This window comes from Streptomyces sp. NPDC058457 (assembly GCF_042720695.1).
GTDB lineage: Bacteria > Actinomycetota > Actinomycetes > Streptomycetales > Streptomycetaceae > Streptomyces.
The window spans coordinates 40,182-56,033 of the sequence record NZ_JBHXLU010000052.1; the positions used below are offsets into that span (position 1 = coordinate 40,182).

Sequence of the window (15,852 nt, forward strand, 5' to 3'; positions counted from 1 at the left end):
GCTGCCGGCGCGCTTGTTCGTCAAGTGAAGGTTTCTTCATTGACCGCGGCCATGAGTGTGTGGGGGTCGCGGGAGCGCCGTCAAGAGTGAAGCCGGAGGATTTTTCGCTCAGGCGGGCGACGAGCCCGGGGCGTCCGTACCCGGCGACGGCGGGCCGGTCCAGCCCGGTCCCGGCGCGTCCGGCCCCCGGCCGAAGTGCCCGCCGGGCAGCGGTTCCGCCTGGTCAGGGACGGCTCGCAGGCCGTCGAGCAGCAGCCTGAGATAGCGCCGCCACAGGTCGGGCTGTCCGCTCCGCTCGGTGACCGCGGCCAGCATCTGCTGGATCATGACGAGGTCCCAGGGCTCCGCGTCGGCGCGCAGCACGCCCTGCTCCTTGGCCCGTTCGACCGTGAGGTCGACGTTGCGCCTGATCTGCTCCTGGTACCGCAGCCCCACCGGTGCCGCGCGGCCGCCGTGGAACACGACCTCGCGCAGACCGCGGTCGAGGGCCTGCAGTTCGGCCACCCGCTCCAGACCGACCGCCAGCCCGCGCCAGGCGTCGGCGTCCTCCGCACCGGCCCGCGTGGCCTCCTCCACCCGCGCGAACATGTCGTCGACCAGCTCGTCGATCAGCGCCTGCTTGTTGGGGAAGTGGCGATACGCCGTACCCACCCCGACCCCGGCATGGCGGGCCACGTCGTCCAGCGTCGCCTTGAGGCCGCGGTCGCGGAACACCTCCCGGGCGGCGGCGAGGAGTTTGCGGCGGTTCAGCTCGCGATCACGCCGCGGCCTGGGCGTACTCGCCCCGCCGGGGCCGCCGGCCGCACCGGATGCGGAGGGTCCCGCCATGCAGAGGTCTCACTTTCCAGGAGCGCGCGATCGTCCGGCACATCGTACGACCGCACCCTCCGCAGGTCGGGGGCACGGGCAGGACTGTCGCCCGAACCGCCACCACATCGACCGGAGATTGAATCTCCGTTTCGTGTTACGGTGACCGCACGACGAAACGGAGATTCAATCTCCGGATCGGCCTCCATTCGACACCGGCGGGAGAAGACGCGATGCATGGACACGATGCGGCCGCAGACCACGGCGAGGGGAAGCAGCGGCGGCGGCCCCGGCACCCGATGCGGATCGCCGCCGTGGCGACGGTCACCCTCATGACCGCGGCCGTCCTGGCCGGCTGCGGGGAGGACGACACCTCGGCCGCTTCCGCCGGCACGTCCGCGTCGCCCTCCTCGTGCCCGACGTCCACGGCGGGAGCGGGACCGGGTCAGGGCAGCGGCATGCCCAGCGGCATGCCGTCCGGAAAGCCGGGCGGCGGCACCACGAACCTCGTACAGGCAAAGACGATCAAGAAGACCGACAACAGCACCAGCACGGTCATCGACCCGGCGGGCCCGGCGATCACCTGTGACACGTCGGCGATCACCACCACCGACGACATCACCTACTCCTCACCCACCACACACGGCACCAAGACCGACCTGAAACTCGACATCCAGGTACCGAAGAGCTCGGGCAAGAAGCCCCTGGTCGTCTACCTCACCGGCGGCGGCTGGGTGATGGCGGACCGCACCGGCAACCTGGACCAGCGCACCTACGTCGCCGACCAGGGCTACGTGGTCGCCAGCGTCCAGTACCGCACCACGACCGGCGGCGCCACCTACAAGGACGCCCTCGCCGACGTGAAGTCCGCGATCCGCTACCTGCGCGCCAACGCCGACACCTACGGCATCGACACGGACCACGTCTTCGTCTGGGGCCAGTCGGCCGGCGGATACCTGGCCGCCATGACCGGCGTCACCAGCGGCGACCCGAAGTACGACGTCGGCGACCACCTCGACCGGAGCAGCGCGGTCCAGGGCGTGGTGGACGAGTTCGGCCCCGCCAACCTGTCGCAGCTCGCCGCCGACTACGACCAGGCCGCCAAGGACGGCAACTACGCTGCGGGCAACTCCGCCGCACAGTGGGTCTACGGCCCCGGGACCACCAAGTCCGTCGCGCAGTACACCAGCCAGGTGGCCGCAGCCGACCCGGCCACCCACATCACCTCCTCGACGCCGCCCTTCCTCCTGATGCACGGCAGCGCCGACCCCCTGGTCTCCCCCAGCCAGACGCTGAACCTGTTCACCGCCCTCAAGGACAAGGGCGTCGACGCCCAGCGTGTGGTGCTCACCGGGGCGGGCCATGGCGACCTCAGCGTGGCGGCCCTCTCCGGTGCCTCGTCGAGCACCTCGACGGCCGGCAGCGACGCGAAGCCCTGGTCCACCAAGGAGACGATGAGCCACATCACCGACTTCCTGGCAGGCCACACTTCCTGATCCGCGGGATGCGGCCGGAGGCAGGCGCCGGCGCTTGAACATGCCGTTCCGTGGTCCGATATATAACCTTATAGACTGTTTGTTCGTTCTTGCTGTGGCCACGGTGGAACGGTGGCGCAGGGACGCGCCAGGAGGCCGGAATGCACCGCTCGATCGCGTGGGCGGACCCGACGACGTCGATCCGGAGCGACGATCGTCGGCTGAAGGTGACCGCGACCGGACCTTCCGCCACCGGACACTCGTGATGTCAGGAACCGGGGAAGGGAGACCCGAGAGGGAGCCCCACCTCCCCGACCTGCATCTGCGCCTGCGCTCCGAACTGGGCCGGATCGACGACCAGTTGCACGCCCTGCTGACCGCCATGGACCGGCTGCAGGGCCTGCTGGACGCGGTGGTCGCCATCAGCCGGGAGGTCGAGCTGCCCGCGGTACTGGACCGTATCGTGACCACCGCCATGGACCTGGTGGGCGCCCGCTACGGGGCACTGGGGGTACTCGACGAGTCGGGAGACCACCTGGAGCAGTTCATCTCCGCCGGTCTGTCCGAACAGGAGCACGCCGACCTGGCCGGGACCGAGTTCCCGCGCGGTCTGGGGGTCCTCGGGCACCTGATCCGCCACCCCGAGCCCCTGCGGGTCGAACGGATCACGGCCCATCCGTCGTCCGTCGGATTCCCGCCCGGCCACCCGCACCTGCGCACCCTGCTCGGCGTCGCCATCAGCGTCCGCGGCGAGGTCTACGGTGACCTCTACCTGTCCGAGCGCCGCGACGGACGGCCCTTCGACGCCCACGACGAGAGCGTCGTCCTGGCCCTGGCCGGCGCCGCCGGCATCGCGATCGAGAACGTCCGCCTGTTCGAACGGGTGCGCATCGGAGCCGAGCAGTTCCAGCGCCTGCTGCTGCCCAAGCTGCCCGACCTCCGGCCGTTCACCGCCGCCGCCGTCTACCGGCCCGCCGCCGAGCCCAGCCGGCTCGGCGGGGACTGGTACGACGCGATCCCCCTGCCCGGCAACGTCGTCGCCGTCGTCATCGGCGACGTGGTCGGTCACGATCTCAGGGCCGCGGCCGCCATGGCCTCCATCCGCAACATGCTGCGCGCACTGCTGTTCGAAGGGGGCGGGCCGCCCGGTGCGGTGCTCGCCCAGCTCGACCGCACCCTGCAGGCCATCACGGACAATCCCGTCACCACCACGACCCTGGCACGCATCGAGCCGGACGGGCCGGGCTGGCGGCTCCGGTGGAGCAGCGCGGGCCACGTCCCGCCGCTGCTCATCACCCCCGGGCACCGGGCGGAGTACCTGTTCGTCGAGCCCGGGCTGCCCCTCGGGGTCGACTCCGAGCAGCCCCGCCCCGACCACTCCCGCTTCGTCCCCCCGGGCGCCACGCTGGTCTTCTTCACGGACGGGCTGATCGAGCGCCCGGACCGGCCCATCGACGCGAGCCTCGACGACCTCACCGCTCTGGCCACCGCGTACGCCGACCTGCCGCTGAAGGAGTTCGTCCGGGCACTGGCCGACCACCATCCGAGCGACGGGCACGACGACATGGCCGTGCTCGCCCTGCGCACCCCGTGCGCCTGACCCGCCGGCGCCGCCGAACGTCCAGCTCAACGGTGCCGTGGAGGATCGGGCGGATCCGGCGGATGATGGATCTCGGGGCGATGTCGATGCGGAGGTCGCCCGATGGCTGTCGCCCGGCGTGAACGGCTCCGGCGCGGCGGCGTGGCCGCCCTCGACATCCTCGTCGTCGCGGCGCTGTACTACGGCTCGGCGAAGCTGGGGCTCCTCCAGCAACTGGTGCGCCGCCAGGTCACCCCGCTGTGGCCACCGACCGGCATCGCCCTGGCGGGCCTGCTCCTGCGCGGCCCGCGGGTCTGGCCGGGGATCGCGCTCGGCGCGCTCCTGGTCAACGTCTCCCTCGGGCCGTCGGTCTGGGCCGTCATCGGGATCGTGGCGGGCAACACCCTGGCGCCCGTCTGCTCGTACGTACTGCTGCGCCGTACCGGATTCCGTGTCGAACTGGACCGGCTGCGGGACGCGCTCGCCCTGATCTTTCTGGGTGCGTTCACCGGGATGCTGGTCAGCTCGACGACGGGCAGCGCGACCCTGGCACTCGCCGGTGCACTCACCGCCGACCGGTTCTGGCCCACCTGGTCGGTCTGGTGGACCGGCGACGCGATGGGCGTCCTGGTGGTGACGCCGGTCCTGCTCGTGCTGCGCTCGGCACGCCGGCCGAAGGGCGTGCCGGCTTCCCGCTGGGCGGAGGCGCTGCTGCTCGTCGCGGCCACGTACGGCGTCGGCCTCCTGGAGACCGGCAGCACCCCCCTCATGTTCCTCGGCTTCCCGTTGCTGATCTGGGCGGCCTTCCGCTTCCAACTGGCCGGGTCGGCGCCCTGCGCCCTGGTCGTGTCGACCTTCGCGGTCGTCGCGGCCGCCCGGGGGGCCGGCCCGTTCGCCGGTCGCGACCTCCTCACCGCCATGATCACCCTGCAGGCGTTCAACGGTTCCTCCGCACTCACCGCACTGCTCGTCGCGGCGGCCGTCAGCGAGCGCAACGCGACGCAGCGGGAGATCGCGCGAGCCTGCGGGCAGCTCGCCGCGATGGTGGCCAGGATCGCCGCAGGCGGCTACCCCGCGCTGCCCCCTGCGGACGCCGGCACCGAGGACGACGGGAAGGAGCCCGGCGGACACCCAGGAAGACCGCCCTGACCGCACACGCCCTGCGGAACGACGGCAGGCCGGCCGCGCCTCTCCGTCACACCGACGGGCCGATCATGTGCACCGGTCCGGCGTGGCGTCCTTGCGGCCGCCTGCCGTGCAGGGCGAAGTCGGCCCGGGCCCGGCAGTCGACCGGGCACTGCGCCACCCGCCTGCGACACGGGTCACACCGATTGATGTTTACGTCGCCCACATTGCCATCCTAATGTGAACGCTGCATACATCGTAGGTGGTCGAGATTGAGATCGAGAGGGGAACCCGGATGACCAGCGAGCTGTTCTCGCCGTTGTCCCTGCGCTCCGGGCAGGTGCTGAACAACCGGATCGCGAAGGCGGCCATGGAGGAGAACATGGCCGCCGACGGCCAGCTCCCGGACAAGGTACTGTTCGAGCTGTACCGGCGGTGGGCCGCCGGCGGCACCGGGCTGCTGATCACCGGCAACGTCATGGTCCACGCCGAGGCGCTGACCGGTCCGGCCGGCGTGGTACTCGACGAGGCCGCGCCGCTGGAGCCCTTCATCGAGTGGGCCAGGGCCGGCAAAGCCGGCGGCGGGGCGATCTGGATGCAGATCAACCACCCCGGCCGCCAGATCGGGTCCGACATGCCCGGTGTCGTGTGGGGCCCGTCCGCGGTCGCCGTCGACCTGGGCAGGCACAGCAGCCGTTTCGGCCGTCCCGTGGCCATGACGCCCGAGCAGATCCAGGCCACCGTGACCCGGTACGCGGTCACGGCCCGGCGCGCCGAGCAGGCGGGCTTCGACGGTGTGGAGATCCACGCCGCGCACGGCTACCTGCTGTCGCAGTTCCTGTCCCCCCTGGTCAACAAGCGCACCGACCAGTGGGGTGGATCCCTGGAGAACCGGGCCCGGATGCTGCTGGACGTCGTCCTTGCGGTCCGCGCCACCGTCTCCCCGGCCTTCGCGGTCGCGGTGAAGCTCAACTCCGCCGACTTCCAGCGTGGCGGGTTCGACGCCGACGACGCCCGCCAGGTGATCGAGATGCTCGCACCGCTCGGCGTCGACCTGGTCGAGCTTTCCGGCGGCAGCTACGAGAGCCCGGCGATGGCGGGACGCCCCGCCGACGCGCGCACCCAGGCCCGCGAGGCGTACTTCCTCGATCTGGCGAAGGACCTGGTCAAGAGCAGCCCACTGCCGCTGATGCTCACCGGAGGCATCACCCGGCGCGCCACCGCCGAGAAGGTCCTCGACAGTGGCGTGGCGCTCACCGGGATGGGCACGGCCCTCGCCGTCACCCCGGACCTGCCCGACCGCTGGCGCCAGGGGCGCGATGCGGACGCGCAGCTTCGTCCGGTGACGTGGTCGGACAAGGCCCTCGCCTCGGCCGCCGGCATGGCACAGGTCCGCCACCAGATGCGCCGCATCGCCCGTGGAAGCCGCCCCACGCCCCGCACCCACCCGGCGCTCGCCCTCATCTCCGAGCAGCGCAGGCAGCGCCGGGCCCTGCGCCGCTACCGCGCCTGGCTGTCCGCGGCACAGGGCGCCGCGTAGGCGTGGCGTGCCGAAAGGGCCCCAGGTACTCGTCGCTCGCCGCGACCACCTGGGGCCCTTCCGGTCTGTCGTCACGCGCTCGGCACCGGGTCCCGCCGCCCCGCCGTGGCGGAACCGACGTCGGGAACCGTCCTGCCCAAGGGTTCCGGTACGACGAGTGGACGGCCGAGGCAGCGCATGGCTGCCGTCGGCAAGCCCGTACCTCAACGGCACTCCCTCTGGGGGGCGTTGCCGGTGCGTCCCTACCGGCCTCGGCGGTGCGGTTCCGTCGGAACCGCTACCGGCTGCGGACCGAGGTCGGGACCGGCATGTGCAGGGCGAGCCGGCCTTCGGTGACGATTCTCGCTCGCGTACGGGAAGCACATAGGAGTCAGCAGTAACCTCCTCCTCCCCGGAATCGTCGTCGCGAACGCCGTCGAAGCGTTCTCCATGGTCGGGTTCGGAGCCCTTTCGGACCGCGTCGGACGCCGCCCGGTCTGCCTGACGGGCTCGATCGCCCTGGTCCTGTTCGCGTTCCCGTTCTTCTGGCTCATGGACACGGGGAACCCGGTCCTCGTCTGGCTCGCGCTGATCGTCGCGGTCGGCCTCTGTCACGGCGCCATGATCGGTACCCAGCCCAGCTACTTCACCGAACTGTTCGGCAGCACATCCCGATACAGTGGGATGGCGCTCGGCCACGAGCTGGCCGCGGTGTTCGCCGGCGGTCTGTCACCCCTCATCGCCACCGCCCTGCCGGCGGCCACCGGAGCGGCCTGGCCGATCGCCCTCCACCTGATGGGCTTCGGCGCGATCACCGTCTTCTTCGCCCGAGAGACGGTCAAGCGCCCCGTTCCCGCGGGCCGGACAGCCTCCACTGGCATGGTGAGCGAGCACGCACAACGACGCCGAAGCGCACCACGGCACCCGCGCGGTCTCCCAAGGCCCACCGTCCCTTCCTCGTCCAGTGAAAGCCGAGGTGTTCCTGTGACCGTGTCCGACATCCGCCCGTCCCCGCGAGCCCGACTGCGCGGCCTGCCGATCACACAATGCACGATTCCGAGTCTGCTGGACCGACAGGCGCAGACCTACGAGGACAAGACGCTGGTGCGCATCGGCGCGGTGCGGCGCAGCTTCCGGGAAGTCCGCGAACAGGCCGCCCGCATGGCCGGCCTGCTCGCCGGTCAGGGAGTCGAGAGCGGCGACCGGGTGGCCATGCTGTGCCGCAACCGGATCGAACTCCTCGACCTCGTTCTCGGCTGCGCATGGCTCGGCGCGGTGGCCGTGCCGCTCAACGCCGCGGTCCGGGGCCAGGCCCTGAGTCACGCGCTGACCGGTTCGGGCGCCCGGATCCTGGTGGCGGAACCCGACCTGGTCGAGCATCTCGCCATCATCGAGCGCCCTGGGACACTGGAGACGGTCTGGACCGTCGGAGCCGTCCCGGCCGACGCCCCGGCCGGTTACCCGGTGGAACCCCTGCCTCCCGCCACGGCTCCGCTGCCGCCGGCCGAGGTCGGCCCCGGTGACACCATGGCCATCCTCTACACGTCCGGAACCACCGGCCCGTCGAAGGGCGTGTGCTGCCCGCACGCCCAGTTCTACTGGTGGGGCATCAACGTCACCGAGCAACTCGGCATCGCCGAGGACGACGTCCTGTACACCTGTCTCCCGCTGTTCCACACCAACGCGCTCAACACCTTCATGCAGGCGCTGGTCTCGGGTGCCACCTTCGTGCTGGGGAGCCGCTTCTCCGCCTCACAGTTCTGGGCCGAGGCCGCGGAGGCCGAGGCGACCGTCACCTACCTCCTCGGCGCCATGATCAAGATCCTGTACTCGCGACCCGCCGGACCGGAGGACTCGGCCCACCGCATCCGGCGCGCCCTGTCCCCGGCCACCCCGGCCGAGCTCTGCGAGCCGTTCCAGCGCCGGTTCGGCGTGCAGTTGACGGAGGGTTTCGGATCGACCGAGACGAACTGCGTCGCGAGCGGACCGGTCGACCCCGTGCGGCCGGGTTCGCTCGGGCGCGTGCAGGACGACTTCGAGGCCATGGTCGTGGACGAACACGACCAGCAGGTTCCGGACGGCACGCCAGGGGAGCTGGTGCTGCGCAGCAGGCAGCCGTACGCCTTCGCCACCGGGTACTTCGGGCTGCCGGACAAGACGGTCGAGGCATGGCGCAACCTGTGGTTCCACACCGGGGACCGGGTGTTCCGGGAGGCCGACGGCACCTTCCGCTTCATCGACCGCATCAAGGACGCGATCCGGCGCCGGGGCGAGAACATCTCGTCCTTCGAGGTGGAGCAGGTCATCGCGCTGCACGAGGCGGTCGAGAGCACAGCCGTCTACGCGGTCCCCTCCGATCTCGCGGAAGACGAAGTCATGGCGGCCGTGGTGGTGCGGCCCGGACACGAACTCGATCCGGTCGAGATCATCCGGCACTGCGAGAAGCGGCTCGCCTACTTCGCCGTTCCCCGGTACATCGACATCGTCGACGCACTGCCGCTCACCGAGAACGGCAAGGTGCGGAAGTCGGTCCTGCGCGACCGCGGGGTGACGTCCGGGACCTGGGACCGAGAGGCGGCGGGGTATGTCCTGTCCCGCTGACCTGGTCCGCAGGGCGTCATATGACCGACGGAACCGGGAGATCGGGTGGCTGCCGTGATCACGGGGGCGTACGAGGTCCCCTACAGCCGCCGCCCGGGTGCCGAATGTGCCACCGAGAGGCTGCCGGCCACTGCCGTCCTCGGGGACGCCCGCCGCATCGTCCTCGTCGCCGGTGACCACTTCGGCCGCTCCGCCTTCGCCGACCTGGCGGACAACTACAACCGGGCGACCCGGGAACACCTGGCACCCTGGCGCCGCTCGACTTCGGCGGACCCGACGCCCTCCTCGCACTCCTCACCCAGCGGCACATCGCGGCGACGGGTCTGGACATCGCCGACTACGCACACATACCGCTGACGCAACGGCTGCGGCGGCCACGCCTCAGCCGTCGCGAGCCCCGGCGAGTGGCGCGCCGACCGGGCCTGTCGCCTTTCGCCGCCGGTTCGGTCCGGGGCGCCTGGTGCTCCAGGCCGTGAGGGCGAGTGCGGCCGCCGCTGAGATCACACCGCCGAGGAGCAGCGCGGAGCGGGGGCCGAAGGCGTCGGCGACGACACCGACGAGGGGGGCGCCGACGGGGGTGCCGCCCAGGAGCACGAGGAAGTAGACGGACAGCACGCGCCCACGCAGGTGCGGGTCGACGTACAGCTGTGTCAGGGCGTTGGCGGTCGTGGTGACGATCACCGCGGCGAAGCCGACGGGGACCAGCAGGGCCATGAACGTGCCGTAGCCGGGCATCAGGCCCAGCGCCGCCTCCAGTACGCCGAAGGCGACCGTGGCCGTGATCAGACGTCGTGCGGTGGGCGGCTGCTTCCCGTTGGCGGCGAGGAGCGCGCCGACGAGGCCGCCCGCGGCATAGGCGGCGGAGAGGTAGCCGAAGGCCGCCGAGCCGGAGTGGAAGACGGTGACGGCCACGAGGGAGATGGTGACCTGGAAGTTGAGCCCGAAGGTGCCGACGACGGCGATCAGTGTGATCGGGAGGAGCAGTTCCGGTGTGGTGGTGATGTGACGGAAGGCGTCGGTCAGGCGTTTGTCGCCGGGGTGGCGTGGGTCGGGGTGGCGGAGTTCACCGGACGCGATGGTGGACAGCCCGTACAGGACCGGCAGATAGGAGACCGCGTTGATCAGGAACACCGGGCCGGTACCGACGGCGGCCGCGGTCAGGCCCGCGGCGGCGGGCCCGAGGATGCGGGCGACGTTGAACTGGGCGGAGTTCAGGCTGACCGCGGCGGCCACCTGCTCGCGGACGACCAGGTCCGATATGAGGGCGTTGCGGGCGGGACCGTCCACGGCGGTGGCGGTGCCGAGGGCCGCGGCCAGGGCGTAGACGGACGGCAGGCTCACCGTGCCGGTGACGGTCAGGACGCCGAGCAGCAGTGCCTGCGCCGCCATGGTGGTCTGGGTGATCAGCAGCAGCCGACGTCCGGGGTAGCGGTCGGCGAGGGCTCCCCCGGTGAGGCCGAACAGGGTCTGGGGCAGGAACTGCAGTGCGGTCACGATGCCGACCGCCCTGCCGCTGCCGCCGGTCAGCTGCAGGACCAGCAGGTCCTGGGCGGCTCGCTGCATCCAGGTGCCGATGTTGGAGGTCAGTTGGCCGAGCAGGTAACGGCGGAAGGCCCGGACGGTGAGGGTGGCGAGCGCCGAACCGTGCTCTCTGCCGCGTGGCGGGCGGCACTGCAGGCTCATGCCGGCCGGCCCGCGTACGCGTCCGCGACGGGCGCGTCCAGGTCGTCGACGTGGTGGAAGGTCGGCTGGGGGTGCATGAGGAACGCGTGGTGGGAGATGTTCCACGCGTAGGCGCCGGCCATGGCGAACGCGATCCGGTCGCCGGTCCGCAGCCGGTCGACCATGACGCGGCGGGCCAGGACGTCCTTGGGTGTGCAGAGCTGCCCGACCAGTGTCACCGGCTCGCCGCGGACCTCCGGGCGGTGCCAGGCGTGGTGCCAGGACTGGTCGGGGATGATCTCGAAGGGCTGGTCGTGCTGTTTCGCGGCCGGTGTGCGCAGGTGGTGGGTGCCACCGCGGAGGACGGCGAACGCCTGGCCGCGGCTGCGTTTGACGTCCAGGACCTGGGTGACGTACCAGCCGCAGTAGGCCGTGACCGAGCGACCCGGTTCGATCCGCAGCGTGACACGGGGATGGCGCTCCAGCGTCCGGCACAGCCCGACACCGAACGCGGCCCAGTCGAAGACCTCGTGGGGACGGGTGTAGTCGACGCCCATCCCGCCACCGATGTTGACCTCGGCGAGCGCGATCCCCTGCTGGTGTGCCCAGCGGTCCGCCCAGGCCATGACCTGGGCGACGAGGGCCAGGTGGGCGCGCGCGTCGAGGCCGCTGGCCACGTGGACGTGCAGCCCGCGCAGCCGGATACGGCCGTCGGCCGTGATGACCTGCAGGCATCGGTCCAGCTGAGCGGGGTCCAGGCCGAAGGGGCTGGGACAGCCGCCCATGACCAGGGAGACCGAACGGAGCAGCACGGGCACGTTGACGCGCAGCAGCACGTCGACCGTGCGGTCGCCCAGCAGGGTCGTCAGCGTGCGCAGTTCGTGTTCGCTCTCGACATGCAGGCGCTCCACGCCGGCGTCCAGGGCCTCGGCCAGTTCCGCCGGGGTCTTGCCGGGGCCGCCGAAGGCGATCCGCGCTTCGGGGAAGAGGCCGCGGACGTGGCGGATCTCGCCGCCGGAGGCGACCTCGAACCCGTCGACGTGCTCGGCCAGGGTCTGCAGGAGGCGGGGATCGGAGTTGGCCTTCGCCGCATACAGCAGTTCGACGCGGCGGGGCAGCGCGGCCCGGATGGCGCGGACGTGCTCGCGCAGGCCGGGCAGGTCGTAGAGGTAGGCGGGCAGGTCGTCGTCGGCCAACCGGCCGACCTGGTGCAGAAGTGCGGGCCTCACGGCATCACCTCGCGGGGGAAGTCCGCGCCGAGCGGGCTGGGCAGGGGAACGTAGTGGGCGTGCCGGTCGGCCTGGCGGGCCCAGCGCAGCAGGAGGTTGGCCTTGGCGGGCAGCGGGACGCCGGAGAGCAGGGCACGCAGACGGGGCGGTTCGCCGGCGCTGCGGGCGTATGCGTCGATGCGGTCACGGACCAGGCCCCACAGCGCGGGTTCCAGCGCCGGCCGGAGGTCGGCGAGGGCGCCGAGCACCTCGGCGACATGGTTGACCAGCAGGCAGTACGCGACCCGGTTCCAGCCGCGTTCGGCGTCGTAGGTCAACGGTCCGCGGACGTCCTCCGGCAGCGTGGACAGAAACCGCTCATGATGACGGGGCAGGAGCTTGGTGCCCTCCAGGTCGCGGAACAGCATCTGCGCGGGCATGCCGTCCGCCCGCACGCCGACGACGACGTTCTGCAGGTGGGGTTCCAGGACGATGCCGTGTTCGAAGTACGCGGCCAGCACGGGTGGCAGCAGCAGCCCGAGATACGCCTCCCACCATGCCAGGAGGTCTCCGTCGCCTCGGGCCAGCAGGTGGGAGACGTGGGCCCGGCTGGTGGGGTACTCGTCCGCGACCGCGGCGGCGAGCAGCGGGGTCACGCCCGGACGGAGGTGGGGACGCAGGCCGGAGCGCACGATGACGCCGAAACCCTCGGCCAGGTCGGTGTCGCCGCCGACGGCGACTGTGCGGTAGCCGGGCTCGGCGAGCAGCGCGCAGCCGGGGAAGCGGTCGGCGAGCCGGGTCATGACGGGCTGGACCAGGCGGTTCAGCGCAACGGCACCCGACAGTTCGTAACTGGCGTTCTTGCGCAGGCAGTTGGTGATACGGACGTTCAGGCTGAACTTCAGGAAGGTGTCCGCGTCCGGCTGGTAGAGCGTCCGCACCGACGCGGTGGGCACCCATTCGGGCCCGCTGACGCCCGTGTCCACGACGGCGCCGTCCGCCATCGCCGCACACAGCGCCTCGTGACCGCGCAACAACCGGAACTGCCAGGGATGCACCGGGAGCGTCACGTATTCCGGGTCCACCGGCGGACACAGCCTGTCCAGTTCGCCCGGCTCCCCCTCCTCCCGCACCAGTTCGCGGCGTACGGCCAGGTGGTGCAGGCGGATACGGGCTCCGGCCTCCGGTCCGTACGCCAGCCAGTCCGCCGGGTCCCCGCTGCGGGCCTTGGGCGTGGGGTGGAAACGGTGCCCGAACACCAGCGCCTGCTCCGAAGCCAGATAGAGGTCGGGACAGAGGTCCGGTTGCGGTGCCGGACGGGCGCGGTGTTCCAGGGTGGTGCGGTGTTCCAGGGTGGTGCGGTGTTCCAGGGTGGTGCGGATAGTCTCGTGGCTGTCGGCGACCTGGTCCAGGAACTCGTCGTTGGCCGTGCCGGTGCGCAGTTCCAGTTCCTCCTGGACGTAACCGGCCAGTTCGCGCCAGTCGACGGTGGCCCATGCGGCGTCCTGGAGCCTTTGGACGGGGCCCTCGAAGCGGTGGGCGCCGATCATCGAGACCCGGCGCAGCCGGGCCCGCAGCAGAAGGTCCCGGTGCGGCAGGCGCAGCAGGAGGTGGTCGTGGTCGACGGTCACCTGGTGCTCGGGAGCGGACACCTCGCGGACGAGGCAGTTGAGCAGGGTGTGGGCGGTGACGGCGCCGGCGGTCTCGTCCGGCTGATCGGTCCGTGCCGCGGTCGTGGTGCCGGGCGCGAGGGCGGAGGTGGTCATGGGGTGGCTCCAGTGCGTCAGAAGGGGCGGTACCGGGTGAGGGGGTTGGGGATGGGAATCCACTGGGCCTTGCCGGGGTCGTCGGCCAGACGCATCGCGATGGTGGCCTTCAAGGGCAGGCTGTCCCCGAAGAAGACGGCCTCGTCCCCGTGGTCGGGCAGTTCGGCGTACGCCCGGCGGCCGGCCTCGGCCACCGTCTCCCACAGCGTCCCGGGGTCGAGGGCACGGGTGCGGGCGAGGACGTCGACCAGTTCGCTGAAGACCCCGCTGAGCAGCGCGCCGAACAGCTTGGTGCGCAGCGCGTCCGGGTCGTCGCCGGCCCGGGTGCCGGCGAGGGGTGGCAGGGTGAATCCCCAGGCGGCGAGCCTGCGCGGGCTGACCCGGACCCCGTCCAGGTCCCGGTAGAGCACGCGTACCGGCTTCCCGTCCCGAAGGACGACCAGGGTGTTCTGGCCGTGGGCCTCCAGCGCGACTCCCATGGACAGCAGGGTCAGCGCGGGCGGGAGCACCAGCGTGGCGAAGTCCCGCAGCCAGCGCACCGGATCACCCGCCACGACGGCCGCGCCGGTCGCGTGCACCGCCGTCAGCGGGACGGCGATCTCACCGTCGCCCAGGTGGGAGTCGGTGGACTCCCTGAGCATCGCGGCCAGGCTGCCGGACGCTCGCCCACCCACCCGGACCGCGCCGCCGCCCAGCTCCCGGAGCACCCGCAGGTTCGCACCGAACCCGGCCTTGTCGACGACGGCCGAGACCAGATCCGACAGGGCCGGTCCGTCGGCCGCCTCCGCCGGCGAGATGGTCCGCCGGTAGTTGGTGACCTGCACGTCGAGGGCGGTCTTGATGTGGCAGCCGGGCAGATCGGCCACCGGTGCGAGCGTACGCAGCGACAGCAGTGGCCGGGCCGGGACCGTCCGCCCCGTCACGGCGAGGTCGCGGTGGCGCGCCAGTACGTGGTCCCGCTGCCAGGGGTGGACCGGAACCAGGAACGTGTCGCCGTCCCGCAGTTCGGCCGGCCAGGTACCCGCGCCCTGCCAGCGGTCGGCCGGGACGGGCAGCAGGGCCAGTTCGACCACCGGGTGGTGCTCGGGCGCGTAGGCCAGGACCTCGGCGACGGACATGCCGGTACGGGTACGGCAGCACGGGTGCTGCGGGTGACCGTCGACCACCGCCTGCTCCGCGTCGGCCGAATCGCACAGCCTGCCGGGCCCTTCGGGATTCGCGGCGCGGGCCAGTGCGAGGTTGATGACGCTGTTGTCCAGCTCGGCGGCGAGCCGGCCCGCGGCCGACCCGGACAGCCCCAGCCGGGCGAGGAGTTGGGCCGGCCCGCGAACCGGCCCCGCGGGCCCCGACACGGTGAAGTCACCGGGCGTCCGGGCGAACCGCCGGGCACACCCGTCAGGTGCCGTGAGCCGGTCACCGTTCCGCAGCGTCACGACGAGTGTGTCCGCCTCGCGCTGCCGGGCGGTCACGCCGGGCAGCGGCTCCCGTGCGAGGGCGCCCCACAGCCGCCCCAGGACGGTGGCCCGTGCTCCGGGGAAGGCTGCCGCGAACGGCTCCGCCAGATCCGGGCGCACCCGCCGCAGTTCGTCGATCGTCCTCTCGGGAATCCCCTCACCCCTTCCATGCGGGAGCGGAGGACTCATGGACGTGTTCGGGGTACCTGAGGGCATGGCGGATTCCCGGAAGTCGAGTGGTTTTTCCAGCACGCGGCGGACCTGAATCGGACCGCACGTCGGACACTACGGGAAGGCGCGTAAGCGCCAATCAAGCGGAAATACAGGTGGTTTCCATAAAACCCCGCGGCGAAAACCCTGAAACGCCAGAAAACCAGGACCTCGCATGAGTGCTGCCGCGGCCTTTCGGCGGCCGCACAACCAGGGTCCACAGCACGGAGCGGCCATGCCTGCCACGCGGCAAGTCACAGGTCATGGGCTACTTCCTCCTGCCTGCAGCACACGCTTCCGCAGAATCTCGGCGGGCCTGACGTTCCGTTTCTTAACCATTTCCTAACCAGGAGCTGGCAACACACTGGATGTCCTGGTACCACCCTCGTCCGAGAGTGCGCCATCCGGCTGAATTCCGCGCGCGTCCATCGATGACCTCGTGCGTG

Annotated in this window: 11 protein-coding genes; 6 read left to right on the forward strand and 5 right to left on the reverse strand. The window is 71.5% G+C overall.

The annotated features are described in order from the left end of the window. Positions 1-108: 108 nt before the first annotated feature. Complete coding sequence (locus tag ACFWPS_RS32870; RefSeq protein WP_383711671.1) at positions 109-828, reverse strand: TetR/AcrR family transcriptional regulator; 720 nt, start codon at positions 826-828, stop codon at positions 109-111. 212 nt (positions 829-1,040) lie between these two features. Between ACFWPS_RS32870 and ACFWPS_RS32875 the strand changes: the two genes are divergently transcribed. From ACFWPS_RS32875 to ACFWPS_RS32900, 6 genes are all read left to right on the forward strand, one after another. After that, complete coding sequence (locus ACFWPS_RS32875) at positions 1,041-2,303, forward strand: prolyl oligopeptidase family serine peptidase (RefSeq protein ID WP_383711673.1); 1,263 nt, start codon at positions 1,041-1,043, stop codon at positions 2,301-2,303. 244 nt (positions 2,304-2,547) lie between these two features. Further along, a complete protein-coding gene (locus ACFWPS_RS32880; protein WP_383711676.1) occupies positions 2,548-3,882 on the forward strand; it encodes a PP2C family protein-serine/threonine phosphatase in 1,335 nt (444 codons plus the stop codon). A gap of 102 nt (positions 3,883-3,984) precedes the next feature. Then, a complete protein-coding gene (locus ACFWPS_RS32885) occupies positions 3,985-5,010 on the forward strand; it encodes an MASE1 domain-containing protein (RefSeq protein ID WP_383711679.1) in 1,026 nt (341 codons plus the stop codon). Between the two features lie 271 nt (positions 5,011-5,281). Then, the gene (locus tag ACFWPS_RS32890; protein ID WP_383711682.1) at positions 5,282-6,526 is read left to right on the forward strand and encodes an NADH:flavin oxidoreductase/NADH oxidase family protein; all 1,245 of its coding nucleotides are present in this window, start codon (positions 5,282-5,284) and stop codon (positions 6,524-6,526) included. Positions 6,527-6,889: 363 nt separating this feature from the next. Continuing rightward, on the forward strand, positions 6,890-9,106 hold the full coding sequence (locus ACFWPS_RS32895) for an ATP-dependent acyl-CoA ligase (protein ID WP_383711748.1): 2,217 nt from the start codon (positions 6,890-6,892) through the stop codon (positions 9,104-9,106). A 45-nt stretch (positions 9,107-9,151) separates the two neighbouring features. Then, entirely contained in the window at positions 9,152-9,463 is a 312-nt protein-coding gene (locus ACFWPS_RS32900) for a hypothetical protein (protein WP_383711684.1), read from the forward strand. A 24-nt stretch (positions 9,464-9,487) separates the two neighbouring features. Here the strand turns inward: ACFWPS_RS32900 and ACFWPS_RS32905 are convergent, their stop codons facing one another. The 4 genes from ACFWPS_RS32905 to ACFWPS_RS32920 are packed head-to-tail and all read right to left on the reverse strand — an operon-like array spanning position 9,488 to position 15,385. After that, positions 9,488-10,789 (reverse strand): MFS transporter, encoded by a 1,302-nt coding sequence (locus ACFWPS_RS32905; RefSeq protein ID WP_383711686.1) that lies wholly within the window; start codon positions 10,787-10,789, stop codon positions 9,488-9,490. Then, a complete protein-coding gene (locus ACFWPS_RS32910; RefSeq protein WP_383711689.1) occupies positions 10,786-11,997 on the reverse strand; it encodes a type III PLP-dependent enzyme in 1,212 nt (403 codons plus the stop codon). Before ACFWPS_RS32910 ends, ACFWPS_RS32905 begins: the two co-directional genes overlap by 4 nt. Beyond that, the gene (locus ACFWPS_RS32915; protein WP_383711691.1) at positions 11,994-13,742 is read right to left on the reverse strand and encodes an IucA/IucC family protein; all 1,749 of its coding nucleotides are present in this window, start codon (positions 13,740-13,742) and stop codon (positions 11,994-11,996) included. Before ACFWPS_RS32915 ends, ACFWPS_RS32910 begins: the two co-directional genes overlap by 4 nt. A 17-nt stretch (positions 13,743-13,759) precedes the next feature. Next, the gene (locus tag ACFWPS_RS32920) at positions 13,760-15,385 is read right to left on the reverse strand and encodes an IucA/IucC family protein (protein WP_383711694.1); all 1,626 of its coding nucleotides are present in this window, start codon (positions 15,383-15,385) and stop codon (positions 13,760-13,762) included. Positions 15,386-15,852: the final 467 nt, after the last annotated feature.